This is a genomic window from Paraburkholderia sp. WC7.3g, assembly GCF_050436345.1.
Classification (GTDB): domain Bacteria; phylum Pseudomonadota; class Gammaproteobacteria; order Burkholderiales; family Burkholderiaceae; genus Paraburkholderia; species Paraburkholderia podalyriae.
Genome location: NZ_JBNDMA010000002.1, coordinates 3,650,611 through 3,667,748, shown reverse-complemented (window position 1 = coordinate 3,667,748; position 17,138 = coordinate 3,650,611). Strand labels below are relative to the sequence as shown.

Sequence of the window (17,138 nt, the reverse complement as noted above, 5' to 3'; positions counted from 1 at the left end):
ACGCTGCGGCGGAGTGGAGACTGCTTTGCTTTCGCATGACGCGCGACACATTGCCGTAGGTCAAGCTGGAGTGACACCCGATGTGGGTGTTGGCGCCTACGTAATATTGACCCGCACGCCGGAAATCGGCTGACCAGCCGATTTGGCCGGGAATGGTTGGTGGCCGACTCGTTTCTTCGTTGACACGTTGCTCAGTCCAACGTTGGCAGACGGGACAAACTGGATTCGGCGAGAACAAAAGGGAGGAGTATGAGCTGGCAGGCAGGCGGTGAGAGGGACGAAAACATCGTCTCGGAGTTCAGACCAAATCCAGCCCATGACATGCTCGTCGCATCTCTTTGGTCGCATTGGTCCGGCGCTGGCGACGCGGAATTGCTGTCATTTTGCCGCGATAACCGACGAGCCGCCGCCAGAAATCACGGCGGCGGGCCATGACCGTTGCATCATCCCAATCAAGCCCGAGAACATCGACGCGTGGCTGAATCCAGATGCTTCTAACCTGGCGGCACAGTACGCCATTCTCGATGACCGAGACCGGCCGTACTATGAACACAGGATGGCGGCATAAGCGGTCTCGTCGTTCTGCGCGTTCAGCTTTCCTTTTGGTCTTTGAAGGGAGTTTGCCGGCAACCGCTCTTTGTATCGTCAGGAAGCTACGTAGTGGTCCTCCTTTAGAGAAGACAAGACCACGACCCCGACGCTTTTCGCCGAACTCAGAGCGAGAGCGGGCCGAACGCGAACCGGTAAGGTCCATCTGTTATCAGAGACGAAGCAGCCTTCCGCGCGTCGAAAGGAGTGGCAGCTCGACGAAAGCGCATGAGGACGGGCGGCATTATCAGAACACTGACGATAATGAAAATCGATGCAATCACATCCTTTGACGAAGCTGCGGGAATCGGAATGGGCCATAGCAGATACTCGAGTGCGATTCCTATCGCGAGCGCTGCCAGGTAAAACACCGGGGCCGGGACAAAAATGCCAGGCCCAGCCGCCGTTGCTTCCGGGTTCATAGTTCTTTCTGTCTCCTGTGCGGCCGAAGTATTAGCGGATGGCTGCTGGTAGCCTGCGGCAAGGCTTTTCGTTTTCGGGCGACCAGGTTGAATCCATTGCTGGCACCACCCAAGATGCCCATCGGTGTCCGAGCATTCCGTTGCCCTTGGTCATCGAAGCAGTTATTAAATATCAAGTGAGTCCACGCGACGTGCGCAGGACACCCTGAACTGGTTTGGCCAGCTCACTCAGTTCGGTTCGCCTGCAAGGACCGCGCTGGACAGTGGCGGTCCCCGGCGCGGCTCCTACGGGGCGCCTAATCGATTTTAGTCACTACGGAAGCCGTCCTTTTGAGTCATCTCCGTTCCTGTCGGGCCTCGGATTCTTCATCTTCTATCTGGGCCCGGGCTTGCTCCCAATACTCGTCGGCGCGTCCCTCTGGGCTGCCGTCTTTTTCCCAAAGTTCAAAGGCCCGCGCACGAATCTTCTATTCCCGCGAAGCGTTATCCATCGCATGACTCTCCAGTAGATTCTTCACGAGCAGGTACTCATGAACTCGCGCGGCCTACCGTTTCGACGACGGAAGGCGCCGGTGCAGACGCGAGTGTAGAAAGACCCGAGCCGGCGAGTGTATCGAAGCAATTGGCATTCGGGTCCTGCGTGGTGAGGCCGCCGCACGCACTTCGCGTTGACGCCGAATTTCGGCGCTTACTGGCGCGTGCCACTTTTCGCCTGGCGCTCTTGCTCGGCTCCGCATTGAAAGTACGATGCCCGACAAACCGGCCGCCGTACGCTGCAAAGAGGCAGACTGTCTCTTAGACTGGCTTGATGTTTGCAGCTTGCTTGCCCTTCGGACCCATCTTCACGTCGAAGCTGACCTTCTGATTCTCCTGCAGCGACTTGAAGCCCTCTGCCTTGATTTCCGAGAAGTGGGCGAACAGGTCTTCCCCGCCGTCGTCCGGCGTGATAAAGCCGAAGCCTTTCGCGTCGTTGAACCATTTCACTGTTCCAGTTGCCATCATCCGTTCCCAACAAAATTGAAGAGTGCGCTTCATTCGGTGCGCGTGAGTCTTACAACTACTGCAATGGCGGCAGTTAGTGCCTTACTGCTCAATCGCAGTGCTTGACGGTTATCCGAGACTCCAACAGTGGCGTTGCAGTCTGCTGTAGAGCATGGACAATCCGGGTAAAGCGCCGGTTTGGACAACTCGATATTGCGACAGGAACCCGTCGCGGCCGCATCGAGATACGTCTCAGCCGCAACACCAGAGCTCGTTCCGCCCAAGGCTGAACAAGCCGGCGCCGTCATCTCTGGCGGCGGGCTGTCTCGGGACAAACTGCACGCATGCACGCGCTGTTCATTTGTCGCACAGGTCGCTACAGGGCCCGGCATACCGAACATCCAGACATGAGCCGTCCTTGAAAACGAGTCGCTTCACTGTTCCGAAGTCTGTAACCCTCTGCACGGCATCGCGTTTCACGAAGACGCCTGGGCGCTCGTCGGGCAGAACCAGTTGCATCAGCGAGCCGAATTTTTGCATGGCATCGAAAAAGCTGGACTCGCGCGATGGCTCGGTCCGTCCTAACCAATAGACGATGGCGGCGCCGGGATTCTGGGCATCGCGTGCGAGGAACCTCAACTTCTGTTGGGTGTTGACGTAGGACGACGGTTCGATATCCGGCACATCACGCATTCGATTCTCCATTGTTTGGCCCGCGCGTGTTACGACGCTGCCGCGTGACGCAGACCTCAGGCATTCATGTCGACCCAGATTCGTCCCCAGTGGGTCGCATACTTCAACGCCTGCTCGTCGTCGAAGAAGTAGTCCAGGGCAGCGAATGTTTCCGGCGCACGGCCGGGTTTCTCGATAACAAGGTCTGCGGCATGCAGACCACCGTGTGCGGGACACGCGATAGCGATAAGTTGGTAGCCCCGATGTAACGTGGAAACGGCCGCCGTCATTGAGATATCTCCATTACATCTCCTTCATCGGCGCGAAAGGGTCGGTGACGCTTCACCATAATCGCGCGACGTCGCCGCAGTTCGTTGTCCGAACGGAACGCAACCATATTGAGATTTGACGCCGAAGGGGCATTCTGCGCGAAACGCGCGACAGCTAAAACCAGTGTTAACTCTACCTATTTCGCGACGGCACATTCATATTGGTGTCATCGGCACATCTGTCAGGCTAATTGGCATGCCGCAGCCGCCCAGCGAAGCGGGTTAATGGTGCGGCGGGCTTATCTGGAAGGGTGCGCCAGCGAGGTCATTGTTGTGGGTCGGCGCGGACAGGTTGAATTTTTGGGGCGGTTGGGCCGGCGGCAGGCTTCGATGTTCGGCATATCGCTACCGCCTGGTTGTATGTATTTCGAAGCGCGCGGTGACCCCGCAGCTGAAAGGCCCCGAGGTCCATCCCGTTGACATCGACGATGGCGCTGCCCGACAGGCCTGCAGATGGAAAACCCGACATCTTCCGCTGTGTCGAAATGCTCACCTTTACAGCGTGGGCAATCGCTCAAAGTAGTCAAAGCGGGCAAACGGCGGCGGAACCTCGGTCACTTCAAGCTCGTCGACCAGCGCTGCGGACATGCCGTCGATTAGCCAGGCGCACATGTTGGCAAGCTGTTCCGGCGAACCCTGCAGCATCACCTCCACCGAACCGTCCATGCGGTTACGTACCCAGCCGGTGACGCCCAGCGCCTGGGCCTGGCGTACGCACGCTTCCCGGTAGCCAATGCCCTGCACCGGACCACGCACCTGCACCAGCCGGGTCTCAAGCATCCCATCCTGGTTGTCAGTTTCCATGCGTGTAGTCCTTGAAAAGTGTTGGCGCAGCTTCGCCCGTCACTGAAGTGGCCCGGCTGCAATCGCATGCCTGCCTATCGTCTCCCGCAGGCTTTTCCTGGAAATGCCTGAAGAACGCTCTGTCCCGGAAATGCGGCTCAGGTACCGCAGCCGCGCTGCGCGAATGGATGCGTATTCGCATACAGCCACGTAACCGTCCAGCGGGATAGCGGTGTCCAGTGGCGCGGCGCCATGAGACTCGCCTTCCACGTTTGCCATCGGGCTATCAGGCTCACGAGCGCCGCATGACATCCGCCAGGTCATCGAGCGATAGTGGCTTGGTGAGATGGCAGTCAAATACCCGTTCGTCGGTCTGGAATCTGCTGGCGGCATCGGTGTAGCCCGTTAAAGCAACCAGCTTCGTCTGGGAGCACTGGGCCCGAAGGCGAAGCAGTTGCGCAAGCTCAAGGCCATCCATGCCGGGCATCGTGATATCAATCAGGGCAACGTCCGGAGTAAATGATTCCACTATCGAGAGCGCGTCGGGTCCGCTCTGTGCCCGCTTCACCTCATGCCCCTCGAGCTCCAGCAACGTAGCCAGCGCCTCCATGGTGTCCGCGTTGTCGTCGACAAGCAGGATACGACTCGACGCCATCGGGCGTGTCGCGGTCACGACAGGCTCGCTCGTGCTCTCGCAGACAATCGGGAGCTGCACGGTGACTTCCGTCCCTTTACCTTCGCCCGCGCTCGCAATGGTAACCGTGCCGTTGTGTGCGGCAACCAGATGCTTCACGACAGCCAGTCCGATTCCGAGGCCGCCTTCTGCATGCCCGCGTGCTGACGCCGACTGGGCAAACATGTCAAAGACGTGCGGCAGCATTGAAGATGAAATGCCCGCACCGTTGTCCGTCACCGTGATGACCGCAGTTCGGGGCGATGAGCCGCGTATCGATGCGATGCTCAGGTCCGGTGCCTTTACCGATAACGTGATGTCGCCGCCGGGAGGCGTGTATTTCACCGCGTTCGTCAGCAAATTCGATATGACCTGGGTGAGTCGGGCCGCGTCCGCATGAACGGTCACCGGATACGGGGGAACAGTGACATGCAGCTGGTGCGGACCATTATTGGCGTCGGCCTTCATCGCCGTCACCGCGTCGGCCACGATATCCTGGAACAACCCGTACGACGGGCGCACGGACAGTTTGCCATGCCTTATCCGGGACGCGTCGAGCAGGTCGCCGACGAGCCGTTTCAGTATCCGCATCTGTCTGTCAGCGATGCCCAATGCAGCTAACACGGCGGGATTGTCTGTCGCCAGCTTTCGTGCGGCCGTCAGGGCACTGTCGATTGGCGCGAGGGGATTGCGTAGTTCATGACTCAGGGTCGCAATGAAGTCGTCCTTGCGTGCTTCAGCCAGGGCCAGCGCATTCCTTGCTGCCTCCGCTTCTGCCGCCCGGGCTTCCGCATCAGCCTTCGCCCGGGTCATGGTGAGCGCGGCGCAAGTGAAGTTTGCAAGGCTGGTCAGGATTCTGCGGTCCTCCGCATCGAAAAGGTGTCCCCCGTCGTGGGACATGACCCACAGGGTGCCCCACGGCTCAGGTTCGCCCGGAATGGGTACAACCAGCTCTTCGATAATCTCCGGAGAAATGTGTTCCAGGGAGGCGAAGTGGCGCCGGGGAAACGAAAACAGCTGTCCCGAAGCCAGTTCGAGCGTCACGGCGCTCGGGCTGTCTGCAATCGGGATGGTGGTGTCCACAGCGGCAACGCATGCACCCGAAACCGCGACCCAGCGGAAGATGGGGGTGCCGTCGTTGTCCGTTTCCAGCAGGCCAATGCCCGCGCTGCCCGCTTCGCACAGACTCAGTGCCATATCCGAGAGCGTCTGCAGCATGGCACCGTCCGACGACGTCAGTGCCTGCGCCAGACGGTGCATCGCGCTGCTTTCTGCAGCATAGTCGGGTGGGCGATGCGCACGCATGTCGAGCGTTGGTGTGACAAGACTACCCTCATGCCGTGCGCGGTCCGCTGCCGATGATGCAGACAGTCCGGCCATATGGTCTCCACGGTCGTAACTGATGGGTGACTGATGGAAAATTTCCGTGCCGATTGAATTGTAGGCGCTGCACCACAAAGACCTGCGCAACAAGAACGCCATCCGGGATGCAGACAAGCCTGGGTATGACTATTGCCGCACTGAACAATACCGTTTCTGTACGAACGCGGCACCTGGATTGGCGACAGTACTGCTCGTTGATGACGACCCGAATATTCTGCGTCCGCGTCGACTGCTGGTGGAGCGGGAAGGATACCGCGTGCTCACAGCCGGCGATGGGGAGGCCGCGCTCGCCGTCGCTGCCATCGAGAGTCCCGGTCTCATAGTGACCGACTGGATGATGCCGCGCCTCGATGGCGTCGAATTGTGTCGACGCCTGAACACCATGGGTAAGTCGGGGGATATGCCGCAGAAACAGATGAAGCCGAAAATGCACAAGGGGGAATGAATGCGCCGGCCTCTGACAGCAGCGGAATGAAGAAGGCTTACTGACAACGATGTCGCTGCGGAGGCACGCTGTTTAACCTGCCAAATCAGCCGCGCGGTCAGGAGCGTAGTGCGGCAGGACACCAGCCACGCGGGATAGCGTCCGGAACGTCGAGTGTCGGCGCAAAGCGACAACAAGAGGCTCGTTGCGAGTATTACGCTGCCGTAGCTCCGCCTTCAATAATTGCAACTCGACCAAGCGGTCTATGGCGGCTCTTCGCCAGCGCCAAGCCAGTTTTCGTCACAACGGCAGCCGACCCTTCAGGTCGGCTCCGCTCCCGTCGGCCTCGGATTCTTCCTCTTCTATCTGTGCCCGCGCCTGCTCCCAATACTCGTCGGCGCGACCGTCGGGGCTGCCGTCTTTTTCCCAGAGCTCGTAGGCCCGTACACGAATCTTCTCTTCCCGCGAAATGTTGTCCATTGCACAATCCTCCAGAGGTTTTTCGCGAGCAGCTACTTGTGAAGTTGCTCAGCGTGCCAGTTTCACAGCGGAAGGCGAAAGCATCGACGCGAAAGCAGAAAGACCCACGCCGGCGAACGTGTCGAAGCAATTGGCGTCCGAGTCATGCGTGATGACGCCGCCGCCCGCTTCGCGTTGGTTTCGAATCTCGGCGCTTACTGGCGGATTTTACTTTTTCGACAGGCGCTCTTGGTCGACTCGGCCTTGAAAGTACGATGCCTGACGAACCGGCGCCATAGGCGGCAAAGAGACAGACTATCTCCTGGACCGGTTTGATATTAGCGCTTGCTTGCGGCCCCATCTTCACGTCGAAGCTGACCTTCTGATTCTCCTGCAGCGACTTGAACCCTTTTGCGCTGATTTCCGGGAAGTGGGCAAACAGGTCATCCCCGCCGTCGTCCGGCGTGATGAAACCCAAACCCTTGGCATCATTGAACCACTTTGTACCGGTTGCCGTCATTGTGTCCAAAATCGAAAAGGCTGGCGGCTTCAGATATCGCCGGTACCATCAAGCTTCAGATATCGCCGGTACCATCAAAAGACCTATCGCTGTGACAAGCCGAACCGCCTGCGAGGCCGTATCCGATGAGAACTGCCATGACATGCTGTCGTTTACGCCTGACCGGCGCATAGCCAGACGATGTCCACGTCGAGAAGTTCAGACAGGCGCGCACAATCCGTACTCTTCGGAACGGTAACTCCGGCGCGCCAAAGGGTCACTTCGTGTTCCGATACGCCGAGTGACCTGGCCACCCGACTGGAGGTCACCTTGGCGCGCTTGATGGTCATGTCCAGTCGTGCTGCGAAGGCCCGCCTGGAGCCGTTGTGTTTGAGAGTGTCTTGCAGATGTACATCAAGATTCAGACGACGATTCATGACGTGCAATGCTCCGTGTAACTCATCGTCACCAAACCTACGTACTTCAGGCTACGAAGGTGTGACACGACTTCGATGTTGATGCTTGCGGTCGAACGCCATCACTCGGGCTGGCATGTCGTTCGCGTGAACTTCACTGCACCTGAACGCCCGTTGCGGCGCGTCTTCCCCGCTCTGAGTTAACGCTTTAAATGCCCGGTGTAATCGACACGGATACCGTTTTCCCTATCCCGTACGCGGACAGCAACGCTCACAGACGTAGGTCCGTCGGAAAACTTACCCGAAGGTCGGCACCTGTTCGTGCGTCACCGGCTTTGGTCACCAGCGGGTCCCGGAAGTTCCACTGGCGAAATATCTGCTTGCGTGGAAAAGAGAGCGGCGTGCTGTTCCACGACCTCGTCACACATCGCGATGATGGTCTCCGGCGAAAGCGCCATCGCAATAAGGGCGCAGACGCATCCGGCAGGTGGCGGCGAGAAAAGAAACACCCTTCTTCAAGGGTGCCCCGGATAGGCAGATTCAATTGGCGCCCCCGCCGCTACCGCCCTGTAATTAAATTTTCGTCGTTTGCAGCTCCTGCATCTGTCGACGTCCGCAGAGCACCCTTACGCAGCCCAGCGCTGAGGACGTTGTACGGGCTCGCGGCCGAGACCAATACGCCTGCGGCGCCGGTGTCGAAAATGCAGCCGACCCGTGAGCTTGCAGACGGCGCGCTTCATCAGTTGGTCACCGTTGGCGAACATGCTGGGCGTCGGGCATACATCTTCTGGAGGCGAATATGAGTGATTTTCAGAGACAGGCTGCTACAGCCCAGCAAGCTAATCTTGACTTCTTTTTCGGCCTGGCCAGCAGAATGCTGGAGGGCGAGGAAAAGCTCGTCAGACTGAATCTGGATACGGCGAAAACGACGCTTGCCGACTGGCGCCAACGCGAGCAAGACAGGCTGGCGAAAAAGGACCGACAGGAAGTTACCGGTCTGCAAGACGCGCTGGCGCTGCACTCGGCGGAGAAGGTCCTGACGTACGAACGTCAGGTTGCGGAAATTGCGTCGACCACGCAAACGCAGCTGGCAGAGGTCGTCAATGCGCGGTACCAGGAGGTCAGCCGCCAGGTTCAATCGTTCGTCGAGAACCTCGCGCAAAACGCCCCGGTCGGCTCCGAAGCCACAATCGCATTTCTGAAACAAGCTGTCACGCTGGCCGACACCACTCAGGAAAGCGTGCAAAAGGCCACGAAGCAGGCAGTCGAAGTCGCACAAAGTAACCTGGACGCCGCAACAAAAGCCGCATCGGAGGTGACCGAAGCAGCTGACCAGGCAGTCGAGAAAGCAGCAAAAGCGGCGAAGGCGGCGAAGCAATAATTTGAAGGAACGTTGAGCCCGTGGTCGCCCGGCGTGGCGAGCTAACGCGCCTGGCCACACACTGCGACCTGGCCGCTGACATATAAAGCCATAAGTTGCGTGGGGCTCTTTTTACAAGTCTTTTTAAGATGACCTCCGCAGGAGCGGAGCTCTTGCGTAAGTAACAGAAAAAGGGGGCTAAGCGTTAAAGATGCTGTTTGCGGTTGGTTAGAGCTGGCCCTGTGCCTGTCGGCTCGGATGCTCGAATTAGACAGTGCCGCCGAGTTTCCCGTCGGCGCGGTTAGCCAGTAAGGACTGCAACTTTTCGAGAGACAGGGGTTTGGTCAGGTGGTAGTCAAAGCCGGCAGCAAATGCTCGCGATTTATCGGACTCCGCCGCATAACCCAAGAGCCACCAGCATAACGTCATCAAGTCGTTCGTCAGCCCAAAGCCGAAGCCTTTCGCGTCGTTGAACCATTTCTCTGTTCCAGTTGCCATTTCCTGTATTTTCCAAAGAGTTGTATCGGTGACTCGTATCAACCGTTCGGCTGAACGTGGCATTTTCTTTGTATCACGGGAGAACAACAGCCGACAATCATTCACCGGGGGGCTCCGTCGCGGTTTGCGTATCAGACTGATTTCTCCATTGCGCTCAGGGTCAGTTTAATTGAGCGTTGATGTTCTTCCCGTACGGGAACAGGCGAGTGCTTTTGGGCCGCTGCAGTTAATGGACATCAAACCTTCGACTTGCTTCGTGGCAGGCAAGCCAAAGGCTAACGTCAGAGCAACCGGCAGATTCAATCTCAGCCCCTTTCCTCTGCGCTCCAGCTGCTTAAACACATGCAGCGTTAGCCGCGAGGCCGCGCAAGGGGACTTCCCGCAAACGGGTCATTCATCCAGTCCGCCGGTTCGCGGCTCGTTCGTGGCGGCGCCGCCTTTGACGACAATTCAAAGTGTTCGATGGATTGACCGGCGCTAATTGCCTGTTTAAGCCATCGAGGCATTTCCCCTTCGCCGTTCCACGTGTCTCCGGTCGCACTATGGTAGCGCGCTTCTTTCTGTTTTAACTTGTCGCTCGCTAATGCTAGTGCCAAGTCGTCTGGCTCAATGCCAAACTCCTCCATCCGGCGACGGAGATAAGCAATCATGCTGTCTCGCTTCCGCTCGTCCATGAATTATTCCCTGTCTAAATCAATTGGCCGGCATTCTTTCGAACGTCGATTGTGAGTTGCCCTGCGCAAGCGTTGCGCCCATAAAATCCGGGCGTTGCGACCGTGGCAGGTTGCCGCATCATGGGATTCGCGGAGGGGTAGGCGCAAGCGGCCCTTTCCGCCTGAAGAACCAGGACGCCGGCTCTTCGACGCCGTATTCGCGCGTTTGGATTGATACAGAACCTTCGGGCACCGTATGAACTCATAGCAATAGTATGCACGCATGTGGCATAGTGCGGCCAGTTAATCAACAACAAAGGGAGTCCATATGGCAACACTCGAACAAATCGAGGAAAAGATGAAGAAGCTGCAGTCGCAGGCCGAAGCACTGATTGCAAAGCAATCTTCGGCCGTTCTTGCAAACATCAAAGCTCTGATGGAGAAGCATGGTCTGACGACGGCAGATATTGATGCGCACGTCGGTGGCGCACAGAAGCGTGGGCGCAAGCCCGGTGCCAGCGCTGCGAATGGAAAGGCGAAGGCCGCCGCCGAGACAAAGGGTGGACTGCCACCAAAGTATCGTGACCCCAAGACTGGCGCCACGTGGAGTGGGCACGGGCGTCCTCCGGCATGGATTAAGGACGTGAAGGACCGAACCAGGTTCCTGACTGCAGATGGCGACGCTGCGGTCGCAGCGACTGCGGATGCGGCGGGCAAGGCAAAGGCTGCGGTCGAGAACGCATCGGCAGTCGGTAGCGCAGGCGCTCACACGGGGCAGCGCAAAGGCCCGCAACCGGCCAAATATCGCGACGCGAAAAGCGGGGCGACCTGGAGCGGACGTGGTCCGGCACCTGCGTGGCTGGCTGCCGTCAAAGACCGCACCAAGTTTTTGATTGAAGGCGCCAGTGCGGTTACGACAGAAACCCGTGCTGTGAACAAGGCGAGCAAGCCGAACGCCGCTGGCAAGCGCAGTGCTGTTGCAAAGACAGCTGCAGTCAAGAAGGTGGCGACAACGAAGGTTGCTCCGGCGAAGCAAACCGTCGTCGCGAAGAAGGTGACGGCTAAAAAGGCGCCGGCGACGAAGGCGGTGGTTGCTGCGAGCAACATGGTTGCGGCGAAGAAAACGGTGGCACCGGCTGCAACGAAGGTGGCGGTCAAGAAAGCGCCGGCGCAGAAGGCAGTTGCCAAAACGCTGGTCGCGGAGCCTGACGTCGCCGCTGCGCCGGCGTCTGTGACCGTGCAGGCAACAGCGTAACGACGTGGTGCCTGGGCACCCTCCGTGCCCAGGTCCAAAGCCGAACGCCCCTTCGGACTTCCGTCGCGAGGGGCGTTTTTTCTGCAAGCCTCGATTTAGAGCGCCGCGTCCTTCAGCTTCTTCAGCGGCCGCACTTTCAGACGCACTGAGGCAGGTTTCGCGGCGACCCACCTGTCTTCACCCGTGAACGGGTCCTCGCCGAAGCGCTTCTTCTTGGCGGGCACGTCCTGAGCCACAACCTTCAGCAGACCGGGCAGTGTGAACTCCTTCGCGCCCTTCCTGTGGACTGATGTCAATCAAGCCGAACGAGTGTGCAAGTCATCGAGCGTCTGATTGATGCCCGGTGATTTGCTGCAACGCACGTACCGCAGCGCGACCATCATGCTAGGATTTCTGCGTACAACGCAGGCGTCAGGAGGGTGGCATGGACGGCTTCGTCAGGCATCAGATAGAAGGTGCGTCCGTCGACATCGACGTGATACCGGCTACGCCACGTGGCTACTGCGCGCGCTTTCGCATTTTCCGTGACGCGTCTGATAACCCGGAGTGGCACCGGGTGCATGTGTCGGGCAGTGTGTTCGATACGGCCGAGCAAGCGGAGGAAGCGGCCAGGTCGATGGCGCTCGAACGGGTGCTGGCGGGGGGCGGCTAAGCCGCACCCATGAAAATTGCCGACCAACGGTCGGCAATTGAGTCTCCTGCGGTCCAGGACACGCTCTCGGCGGGGGACGCCGACGCCATACGCACGGCGCGCACGTGCTACGAAATCGGAGGTGGTGACCCGTTTGTCAGCGCGGCGGGAACGCTCATTCCCCCCGGTGTCCCCAGGCGGCACGCCTGCTGTTTTGTCAGTCACCTAGGACGACGCGTATCCGTCCGCGCCCGAAGCGTGCCCGGGACCAGGCTCGTGCCGGTCTGGCCGTCACGGAAAGTGACGGCAGGTAGGCGGCGCGGGTCTCTGTGATTCGCGCTACGTTCGCTGCGACATTCGCCTTCGCGGCCTGAATGTCGCAGGCGCTGTCGGCGGCGCGCCGCAGGAGCGCGTCGAGGGGGCGCCGCGTCGGCAGAAGCCCCGGTGACGTCCGCCGGACTCCGCCGCAGGTGGCGTGGTACTGCAACACTGTTTCATTAGGGCTTTTTCATCCCGCTGGGGTTCGCGGACCCGTCGGAAGGGTGATTGCCGCCGGTCGAATCCAAGGTGCCGCGCGCCGGCCTGGATTGCTGAAGCCAAAGACCGCAATAGGTTCTTGATTGCAGGCGGTGCCGAAGCGGCTGTCGCGACGACTGCGGGTGCTATGAGCAAGGCAAAGAATGCGAGCAAGAAGGCATCGAAAGCTGTCGGCGCAACTGCTGGAAAGGACCAACCGAAAGGTCCGCAGCCGGCGCTTTACCGTGACCCCAAGAGCGGCGCGACCTGGAGCGGACGTGGGCCGGCTCCGGCGTGGCTAGCCGGTGCGAAAGACCGGGCAAAGTTTCTGATTGCTAGCGTTAGCGGAGTTGCAGATTCTGGCGCTGCGAGCAAGCCGAAAGTCGTCGCGAAGAAACCCGCGACAAAGGCGGCGGTAGTGAAGAAGGCACCGGCGAAGAAACTGGTTGGCGCCAAAAAGGTGGGCACGACGACGAATGTCGCGGCTGCACCGGAAGCTGCGGCTGCTTAATCGACCGTGTAAGCGAGCACACAGAGCTCGCTTTTTTTGCGTCGGCACGCGCGATTGGCGTGGTTTAGCTCGAACGGGTCCGCAATGCGTCCAGACGGGCGGCGCATTTTGCGTTCGAACCACCACGCTTGTAGGCCTGTGCCGCCTTTGTGCTGTCGGGGACGACGTCGCCGGGAGCACTCGTACCCCAGCGTCCCTCCCAATACAAGCCCAAGTTATACGCGGCCGACCGGTGTCCAAGCTCCAAGGCCGTGGCATACATGTCCTTGGCCATCTCAAGGTCGGCGTCCATGCCACGACCAAGCCTCGCGCTGTCCGCAAGAGCCGCTGCCGCCATGCCGCGAAGCGGGTCGGTCGCCATATCGTCCTTGAGGACATCGCCCAGAATGACGTGTCCGCCCTCGAAATCGGCAGGCCCACCTGTCTCCGTGACAAGAGACAGTGCAAGGGCGACCCGGAGCGACGGGTGCCGGTCAGGGCCAACCCGTTCAAGAAGGCGCCGGCCGAGATACGGTGCGCCCGGCAACGGGCTTGTGAGCAAGCCATTCGCAATGGCCGCGATTGATTCAAGTGAAAGAAATCCAACCTTGTTCGCTGACACAACGTGCCGGAAGAACTTTTCTATGTCGAGTGCCGGGTCGCTCTGGCGAAGTTGTGCCCACTCACGTTCAATTTGGCCCAACCAGCTGGAATCTACAGACATCAGATTTCGCGTCCTGTGGTAAGTGATGCGCACAATGATACCTCACCGCTACTGCTGTCCGATGCCCCAAGCCGGGCGGGGCTGTGTTCGCTATAGCTCAAGTCGGTGACTGCCGCTCTGCCCGAGCAAGGTTCTCATTGATTTTTCCGTCGCGGCTTTGCTTGCGTCCACTATGCTGAGGCGCCTGGCGAAGTCAATCGTGCTGCGATTGCATCGGCGGAGGTTTGTGCATTGACATCAGGGCGTTACGCTAGATGCCAGCGCGTTGTCCACAGCCTTGCCAACAAAATGTGGGGATAAGTGGACCTGTCGCTGGACGCTGTTTGCGGCGGCTATGAGATGCGGCCGACCGCGGTTTTTTGCTATTGCGCGTGCGCTGTCTGCCGCTGGGCAGACTGCTGTTCGGCGTGTTTCTTCGCCAGGTGGTGCCCCACCACGCAGCCGCCAACGGCGCCTACGACCGCATGGTGACCGGCATAGTGGCCTGCAACACCGCCTACCACCGCGCCCTTAAGGCAGCCAGCGGCATTCGCCGTTCCTATTGTCGCCAGCGCCAGAGTAGCGCTGGCCAAGGCAATCTTCATGAGGCTAGTTGTCATTCGGAAATACTCGAAGGTTGTAGTTATTTTGGGACGACGATGCTTCCCGGCGCTGTTTCAATACCCGCCCCAGCGACCACGGTCGTCCCGCTCGTGCTCACGCCGTTCGTGGCGAGGCGATTCACGTTCCCGCCATTCGCGACGCTCGCGCCATTCCCGCGCGCGCCAGTCGTCATAGTCGCCGTATGCGACGGCGACAGGTGCGGCAGCATACACGACGGGAGGTGGGGGTGCGTACACTGGCTCAGCCGGCGCATAGACTCCGACCGGGATACCGATACCGATACAAATGCCCACGTCGACGTGTGCCGACGCGGCAGTTGACGCTGCCAATGCAGCAAGACCGAGTGCTACGCCAAGAATCTTGTTATTCATTTTCGCTACTCCCCGCACGCGTTGCGTGCCGTGTCAGCAAACATGGCTCGAAGTGTAGGAGACCAGGCCCGACACAAGCGAAACGGCTGTGCGAGATTGGTAACACGGGATTACCGGTGGCATCAGGGTTACCGGCCCACGGCGCTCAGGCTGGCAAGGCATCCCCTGCAACCGCAGAGACCAAAACTGTTCGCACGCTGGTCGGTAGGGCTGCAACGTTGCAGCCGACACGCGCTTCCTGCGATGTAATCTCAGGTGCAACAAACTTTCGGGCGCCGATGTGCCATGATGGCAGCAACAAAGAAGGCGCAAGACGGTCACATGGCCAATCGGGCAAGGGAGGCAAAAGTGACGGATGACGATAACCTGGCGGGCGACCGGCCAGAGCAGGTACCGGAATCGCTGCAGACACTCGCCGGATACCTGGAACGGTCACTTGACGGAGCTTCAAGCGTCGTGATGATGCGACACACGACCGACGTCTGCACCGTTTATTTGGGTGACCCCGACGGCCCACGCGAAGACCTGAAGCAGATTGGCGCAATTTCGACAGCGCTCGCGAATCGGATGCTCGAATCAACGTCTTCGGGCGTAAATGCGATGCAAATCGGCGGTCAAGCCTATCGCTTCGCACGAAGCTTCACGGAGGTCGCCGGCATGGCGGCTGTTGTCTTTTCAACCGAATAGACCATGGCTCGTTGCTGGCGAGCTGGAACACTTCGTTGATGCTGCCTAGGGAATTCGGCGTTCAGCGCGTACGCACGCGCGAGTTACGGGAATTCGGACGTGGAGATACTGTCCACGGCATTCCGGCTCAAAGGGGGTTTGGATAACTACGCGGTGCCCGCCGCAATACGCCGAATCGTGAAGGGGGAACCGGTGCATCTGAGACGACATTTGGCATTGCTGCTGTATATCGCAGCCCTTGGTTCAACCGAAGCATGGGCGAGCGATATCCAATGTGCAACCACGCGGCAAACGGCTGAGCGCGTCATATGCGACCACGCCATCCTGAACAATGAATACGACGATATCGTCGCGCAGCAGCAGGCTCTGCTGAGTGCTGGGAAACTTTCTGCCAAACAGCTCGCCCATTGGAGGCAATCGCGGAATGCATGCACCGACGTCCACTGTATCGACGGCGTATTTGCCCAGTGGAAGGTGATGGCCAAGACCGCCGATGCCAACTCTCGCGCTGCACTAGCTCCCGCTATGGCCTCGTCTACCGCTATGGCTCCCGTCGGCCCTGCCCCGGACGTAGCTCCTTCCGTAGCATCTCAGGCATCGCCGACCTCGGAAGCCTCCCTGGTTCGCCAAGGAAGTGCAACTGGTGTGGCACTCCCGCAGCCGGTCGCAACGCAAGCCTCTTCGCCTGCTGTCGTTTCTGGTGCTTCCAGTCCGAGTGACTCTCGCGGCACGACCGGCATGAGTGGTGGCCTGATGTTGGCGTTGCTTGTCGCGGTTGGCTTCGGCGTGGTTTTCAGACGTAGGAAGAAGGGCGGCGGCGCGCCGAGGAATCACTAAAAACGTTCGGTTATCTATTCGGCCACCCAGCTAGAAGTAGCGCACTGCGTCTTGCGCGTGGCATAGTGCGGCATCTCAACTACGGAGGCGGGAATGCCCACCCTGGAATCCTTGCAAGCAAAAATCCAGAAACTTCAGAAGCAAGCAGACGCGCTCGTCGCGAAGCAGTCGTCGGGTGTTATCGAAAAGATTCGCGACTTGATGGCAGAACACGGACTGACTACTGCTGACATTGACGCGCACGCTGGTGGCAAGAAACGCGGACCGAAGCCCGGGACAAAGGCTGCGGTCGTCACGAAGGCTTCTTCTGCGGCGAAGTATCAGGACCCGAAAACCGGTGCGACTTGGTCCGGGCACGGTAGGGCTCCGGGCTGGATTGCGAACGCGAAGGACCGCAGCAAATTCCTGGTTCAGGATGGCGCTGATGCAGTCGTCGCTGCAGGCGCGGCAAAGGTGAGCAAGGCAAAGACTGCGGTCAAGAAGGCGGCATCGAAGTCGGTTGGTACGACTGTGGGCAAGGGGCAGCGGAAAGGTCCGCAGCCGGCGCTTTACCGTGACCCCAAGTCGGGCGCAATGTGGAGCGGGCGCGGTCCGGCGCCGGCCTGGTTGGCTGGTGCCAAAGACCGGTCGAAGTTCTTGATTGGCGGCGCTGCGGCGGTGGGCGATGCGAAACCGGCGGTCACGAAAGCTGTTGCGAAGAAAGCCCCGACGGCGAAGAAAGTGGCTGCCAAGAAGGTCGTGAGCGCGAAGGTGCCGGCTAAGAAGGTGCCGGCCAAGAAAGCGCCGCGCAAGGGCGTGGCCGTGCCCGCTCCGGTGGCCACAGTCGAGCCTAGCGCCGAGTTGACGACTTAAATGTAGTTGTCAGGTGCCCGGTGGAACAGCGA

The 17,138-nt window shown here is 59.6% G+C and carries 21 protein-coding genes and 3 pseudogenes; 9 read left to right on the top strand and 15 right to left on the bottom strand.

All coding sequences use genetic code 11. The features are described 5' to 3' along the window. Positions 1–261: 261 nt before the first annotated feature. Positions 262–568, top strand: a pseudogene (locus tag OKW43_RS28415) (SOS response-associated peptidase family protein); the annotation flags it as partial. Between the two features lie 777 nt (positions 569–1,345). Here OKW43_RS28415 and OKW43_RS28410 read toward each other — a convergent pair. The 6 genes from OKW43_RS28410 to OKW43_RS28385 all read right to left on the bottom strand — a co-directional run bounded on the left by OKW43_RS28410 (position 1,346) and on the right by OKW43_RS28385 (position 5,828). Beyond that, entirely contained in the window at positions 1,346–1,474 is a 129-nt protein-coding gene (locus OKW43_RS28410; RefSeq protein WP_312893011.1) for a DUF2934 domain-containing protein, read from the bottom strand. 331 nt (positions 1,475–1,805) lie between these two features. Continuing rightward, a complete protein-coding gene (locus OKW43_RS28405) occupies positions 1,806–2,009 on the bottom strand; it encodes a cold-shock protein (RefSeq protein ID WP_187639307.1) in 204 nt (67 codons plus the stop codon). Positions 2,010–2,348: 339 nt separating this feature from the next. Then, positions 2,349–2,684: a hypothetical protein gene (locus OKW43_RS28400; RefSeq protein ID WP_187639306.1), complete on the bottom strand. Its 336-nt coding sequence runs from the start codon at positions 2,682–2,684 to the stop codon at positions 2,349–2,351. A 56-nt stretch (positions 2,685–2,740) separates the two neighbouring features. Next, on the bottom strand, positions 2,741–2,953 hold the full coding sequence (locus tag OKW43_RS28395) for a hypothetical protein (RefSeq protein ID WP_187614494.1): 213 nt from the start codon (positions 2,951–2,953) through the stop codon (positions 2,741–2,743). A 534-nt stretch (positions 2,954–3,487) separates the two neighbouring features. Continuing rightward, on the bottom strand, positions 3,488–3,796 hold the full coding sequence (locus tag OKW43_RS28390; RefSeq protein WP_187639305.1) for an acylphosphatase: 309 nt from the start codon (positions 3,794–3,796) through the stop codon (positions 3,488–3,490). Positions 3,797–4,067: 271 nt separating this feature from the next. Continuing rightward, positions 4,068–5,828 carry a hybrid sensor histidine kinase/response regulator gene (locus OKW43_RS28385; protein ID WP_187639304.1) on the bottom strand — a complete coding sequence of 587 codons (1,761 nt, stop codon included), beginning with the start codon at positions 5,826–5,828 and terminating at the stop codon, positions 4,068–4,070. 178 nt (positions 5,829–6,006) lie between these two features. On the opposite strand from OKW43_RS28385, the gene OKW43_RS28380 reads away from it, so the two are divergent. Then, positions 6,007–6,276 (top strand): response regulator, encoded by a 270-nt coding sequence (locus OKW43_RS28380; RefSeq protein ID WP_429451090.1) that lies wholly within the window; start codon positions 6,007–6,009, stop codon positions 6,274–6,276. A gap of 279 nt (positions 6,277–6,555) precedes the next feature. Here the strand turns inward: OKW43_RS28380 and OKW43_RS28375 are convergent, their stop codons facing one another. The 3 genes and pseudogenes from OKW43_RS28375 to OKW43_RS28365 form a co-directional block, all read right to left on the bottom strand. Then, on the bottom strand, positions 6,556–6,735 hold the full coding sequence (locus tag OKW43_RS28375) for a DUF2934 domain-containing protein (protein WP_187639302.1): 180 nt from the start codon (positions 6,733–6,735) through the stop codon (positions 6,556–6,558). Positions 6,736–7,039: 304 nt separating this feature from the next. Next, positions 7,040–7,234 (bottom strand): annotated as a pseudogene (locus tag OKW43_RS28370) (cold-shock protein); the annotation flags it as partial. 152 nt (positions 7,235–7,386) lie between these two features. After that, complete coding sequence (locus OKW43_RS28365) at positions 7,387–7,650, bottom strand: XRE family transcriptional regulator (protein ID WP_187639300.1); 264 nt, start codon at positions 7,648–7,650, stop codon at positions 7,387–7,389. A gap of 778 nt (positions 7,651–8,428) precedes the next feature. Here OKW43_RS28365 and phaP point away from each other — a divergent pair. After that, positions 8,429–9,010 (top strand): TIGR01841 family phasin, encoded by a 582-nt coding sequence (gene phaP, locus OKW43_RS28360; protein ID WP_187639299.1) that lies wholly within the window; start codon positions 8,429–8,431, stop codon positions 9,008–9,010. A gap of 246 nt (positions 9,011–9,256) precedes the next feature. Here phaP and OKW43_RS28355 read toward each other — a convergent pair whose 3' ends face one another. After that, complete coding sequence (locus OKW43_RS28355; RefSeq protein WP_429451088.1) at positions 9,257–9,487, bottom strand: hypothetical protein; 231 nt, start codon at positions 9,485–9,487, stop codon at positions 9,257–9,259. A gap of 350 nt (positions 9,488–9,837) precedes the next feature. Then, on the bottom strand, positions 9,838–10,161 hold the full coding sequence (locus OKW43_RS28350; RefSeq protein WP_187639297.1) for an H-NS family nucleoid-associated regulatory protein: 324 nt from the start codon (positions 10,159–10,161) through the stop codon (positions 9,838–9,840). Between the two features lie 307 nt (positions 10,162–10,468). Here OKW43_RS28350 and OKW43_RS28345 point away from each other — a divergent pair, with 307 nt between their 5' ends. After that, positions 10,469–11,395, top strand: coding sequence for an H-NS histone family protein (locus OKW43_RS28345; protein WP_187639296.1), 927 nt, complete (start codon positions 10,469–10,471; stop codon positions 11,393–11,395). Positions 11,396–11,490: 95 nt separating this feature from the next. Here the strand turns inward: OKW43_RS28345 and OKW43_RS28340 are convergent. Next, positions 11,491–11,691, bottom strand: a pseudogene (locus OKW43_RS28340) (HU family DNA-binding protein); the annotation flags it as partial. Positions 11,692–11,819: 128 nt separating this feature from the next. Between OKW43_RS28340 and OKW43_RS28335 the strand changes: the two are divergent. Together OKW43_RS28335 and OKW43_RS28330 are read left to right on the top strand one after the other, a co-directional pair. Next, positions 11,820–12,047, top strand: coding sequence for a hypothetical protein (locus OKW43_RS28335; protein WP_187639294.1), 228 nt, complete (start codon positions 11,820–11,822; stop codon positions 12,045–12,047). A 643-nt stretch (positions 12,048–12,690) separates the two neighbouring features. Further along, positions 12,691–13,053, top strand: coding sequence for an H-NS family nucleoid-associated regulatory protein (locus OKW43_RS28330; RefSeq protein ID WP_429451085.1), 363 nt, complete (start codon positions 12,691–12,693; stop codon positions 13,051–13,053). A gap of 64 nt (positions 13,054–13,117) precedes the next feature. On the opposite strand, the gene OKW43_RS28325 is transcribed toward OKW43_RS28330, so the two are convergent. From OKW43_RS28325 to OKW43_RS28315, 3 genes are all read right to left on the bottom strand, one after another. Next, positions 13,118–13,756 (bottom strand): sel1 repeat family protein, encoded by a 639-nt coding sequence (locus OKW43_RS28325; RefSeq protein ID WP_187631684.1) that lies wholly within the window; start codon positions 13,754–13,756, stop codon positions 13,118–13,120. Between the two features lie 362 nt (positions 13,757–14,118). Then, the gene (locus tag OKW43_RS28320; protein ID WP_246530544.1) at positions 14,119–14,355 is read right to left on the bottom strand and encodes a hypothetical protein; all 237 of its coding nucleotides are present in this window, start codon (positions 14,353–14,355) and stop codon (positions 14,119–14,121) included. Between the two features lie 57 nt (positions 14,356–14,412). Beyond that, positions 14,413–14,730 (bottom strand): hypothetical protein, encoded by a 318-nt coding sequence (locus OKW43_RS28315; RefSeq protein ID WP_429451082.1) that lies wholly within the window; start codon positions 14,728–14,730, stop codon positions 14,413–14,415. Between the two features lie 348 nt (positions 14,731–15,078). Here OKW43_RS28315 and OKW43_RS28310 point away from each other — a divergent pair, with 348 nt between their 5' ends. From OKW43_RS28310 to OKW43_RS28300, 3 genes are all read left to right on the top strand, one after another. Continuing rightward, positions 15,079–15,417: a hypothetical protein gene (locus OKW43_RS28310; protein ID WP_187639613.1), complete on the top strand. Its 339-nt coding sequence runs from the start codon at positions 15,079–15,081 to the stop codon at positions 15,415–15,417. A gap of 99 nt (positions 15,418–15,516) precedes the next feature. Further along, positions 15,517–16,254 (top strand): MYXO-CTERM sorting domain-containing protein, encoded by a 738-nt coding sequence (locus OKW43_RS28305; RefSeq protein WP_312893026.1) that lies wholly within the window; start codon positions 15,517–15,519, stop codon positions 16,252–16,254. A 93-nt stretch (positions 16,255–16,347) separates the two neighbouring features. Beyond that, positions 16,348–17,106 carry an H-NS histone family protein gene (locus tag OKW43_RS28300; protein ID WP_187639610.1) on the top strand — a complete coding sequence of 253 codons (759 nt, stop codon included), beginning with the start codon at positions 16,348–16,350 and terminating at the stop codon, positions 17,104–17,106. Positions 17,107–17,138: the final 32 nt, after the last annotated feature.

Excerpts from the sequence above, each read along its gene's own strand:
- OKW43_RS28315 (WP_429451082.1), bottom strand. The coding sequence starts at position 14,730 with ATGAATAACAAGATTCTTGGCGTAGCACTCGGTCTTGCTGCATTGGCA.
- OKW43_RS28335 (WP_187639294.1), top strand. The coding sequence starts at position 11,820 with ATGGACGGCTTCGTCAGGCATCAGATAGAAGGTGCGTCCGTCGACATC.
- OKW43_RS28355 (WP_429451088.1), bottom strand. The coding sequence starts at position 9,487 with ATGGCAACTGGAACAGAGAAATGGTTCAACGACGCGAAAGGCTTCGGC.
- OKW43_RS28365 (WP_187639300.1), bottom strand. The coding sequence starts at position 7,650 with ATGAATCGTCGTCTGAATCTTGATGTACATCTGCAAGACACTCTCAAA.
- OKW43_RS28300 (WP_187639610.1), top strand. The coding sequence starts at position 16,348 with ATGCCCACCCTGGAATCCTTGCAAGCAAAAATCCAGAAACTTCAGAAG.
- OKW43_RS28350 (WP_187639297.1), bottom strand. The coding sequence starts at position 10,161 with ATGGACGAGCGGAAGCGAGACAGCATGATTGCTTATCTCCGTCGCCGG.
- OKW43_RS28385 (WP_187639304.1), bottom strand. The coding sequence starts at position 5,828 with ATGGCCGGACTGTCTGCATCATCGGCAGCGGACCGCGCACGGCATGAG.
- OKW43_RS28330 (WP_429451085.1), top strand. The coding sequence starts at position 12,691 with ATGAGCAAGGCAAAGAATGCGAGCAAGAAGGCATCGAAAGCTGTCGGC.
- OKW43_RS28395 (WP_187614494.1), bottom strand. The coding sequence starts at position 2,953 with ATGACGGCGGCCGTTTCCACGTTACATCGGGGCTACCAACTTATCGCT.
- phaP (WP_187639299.1), top strand. The coding sequence starts at position 8,429 with ATGAGTGATTTTCAGAGACAGGCTGCTACAGCCCAGCAAGCTAATCTT.
- OKW43_RS28405 (WP_187639307.1), bottom strand. The coding sequence starts at position 2,009 with ATGGCAACTGGAACAGTGAAATGGTTCAACGACGCGAAAGGCTTCGGC.
- OKW43_RS28390 (WP_187639305.1), bottom strand. The coding sequence starts at position 3,796 with ATGGAAACTGACAACCAGGATGGGATGCTTGAGACCCGGCTGGTGCAG.
- OKW43_RS28320 (WP_246530544.1), bottom strand. The coding sequence starts at position 14,355 with ATGACAACTAGCCTCATGAAGATTGCCTTGGCCAGCGCTACTCTGGCG.
- OKW43_RS28325 (WP_187631684.1), bottom strand. The coding sequence starts at position 13,756 with ATGTCTGTAGATTCCAGCTGGTTGGGCCAAATTGAACGTGAGTGGGCA.
- OKW43_RS28375 (WP_187639302.1), bottom strand. The coding sequence starts at position 6,735 with ATGGACAACATTTCGCGGGAAGAGAAGATTCGTGTACGGGCCTACGAG.
- OKW43_RS28400 (WP_187639306.1), bottom strand. The coding sequence starts at position 2,684 with ATGCGTGATGTGCCGGATATCGAACCGTCGTCCTACGTCAACACCCAA.
- OKW43_RS28345 (WP_187639296.1), top strand. The coding sequence starts at position 10,469 with ATGGCAACACTCGAACAAATCGAGGAAAAGATGAAGAAGCTGCAGTCG.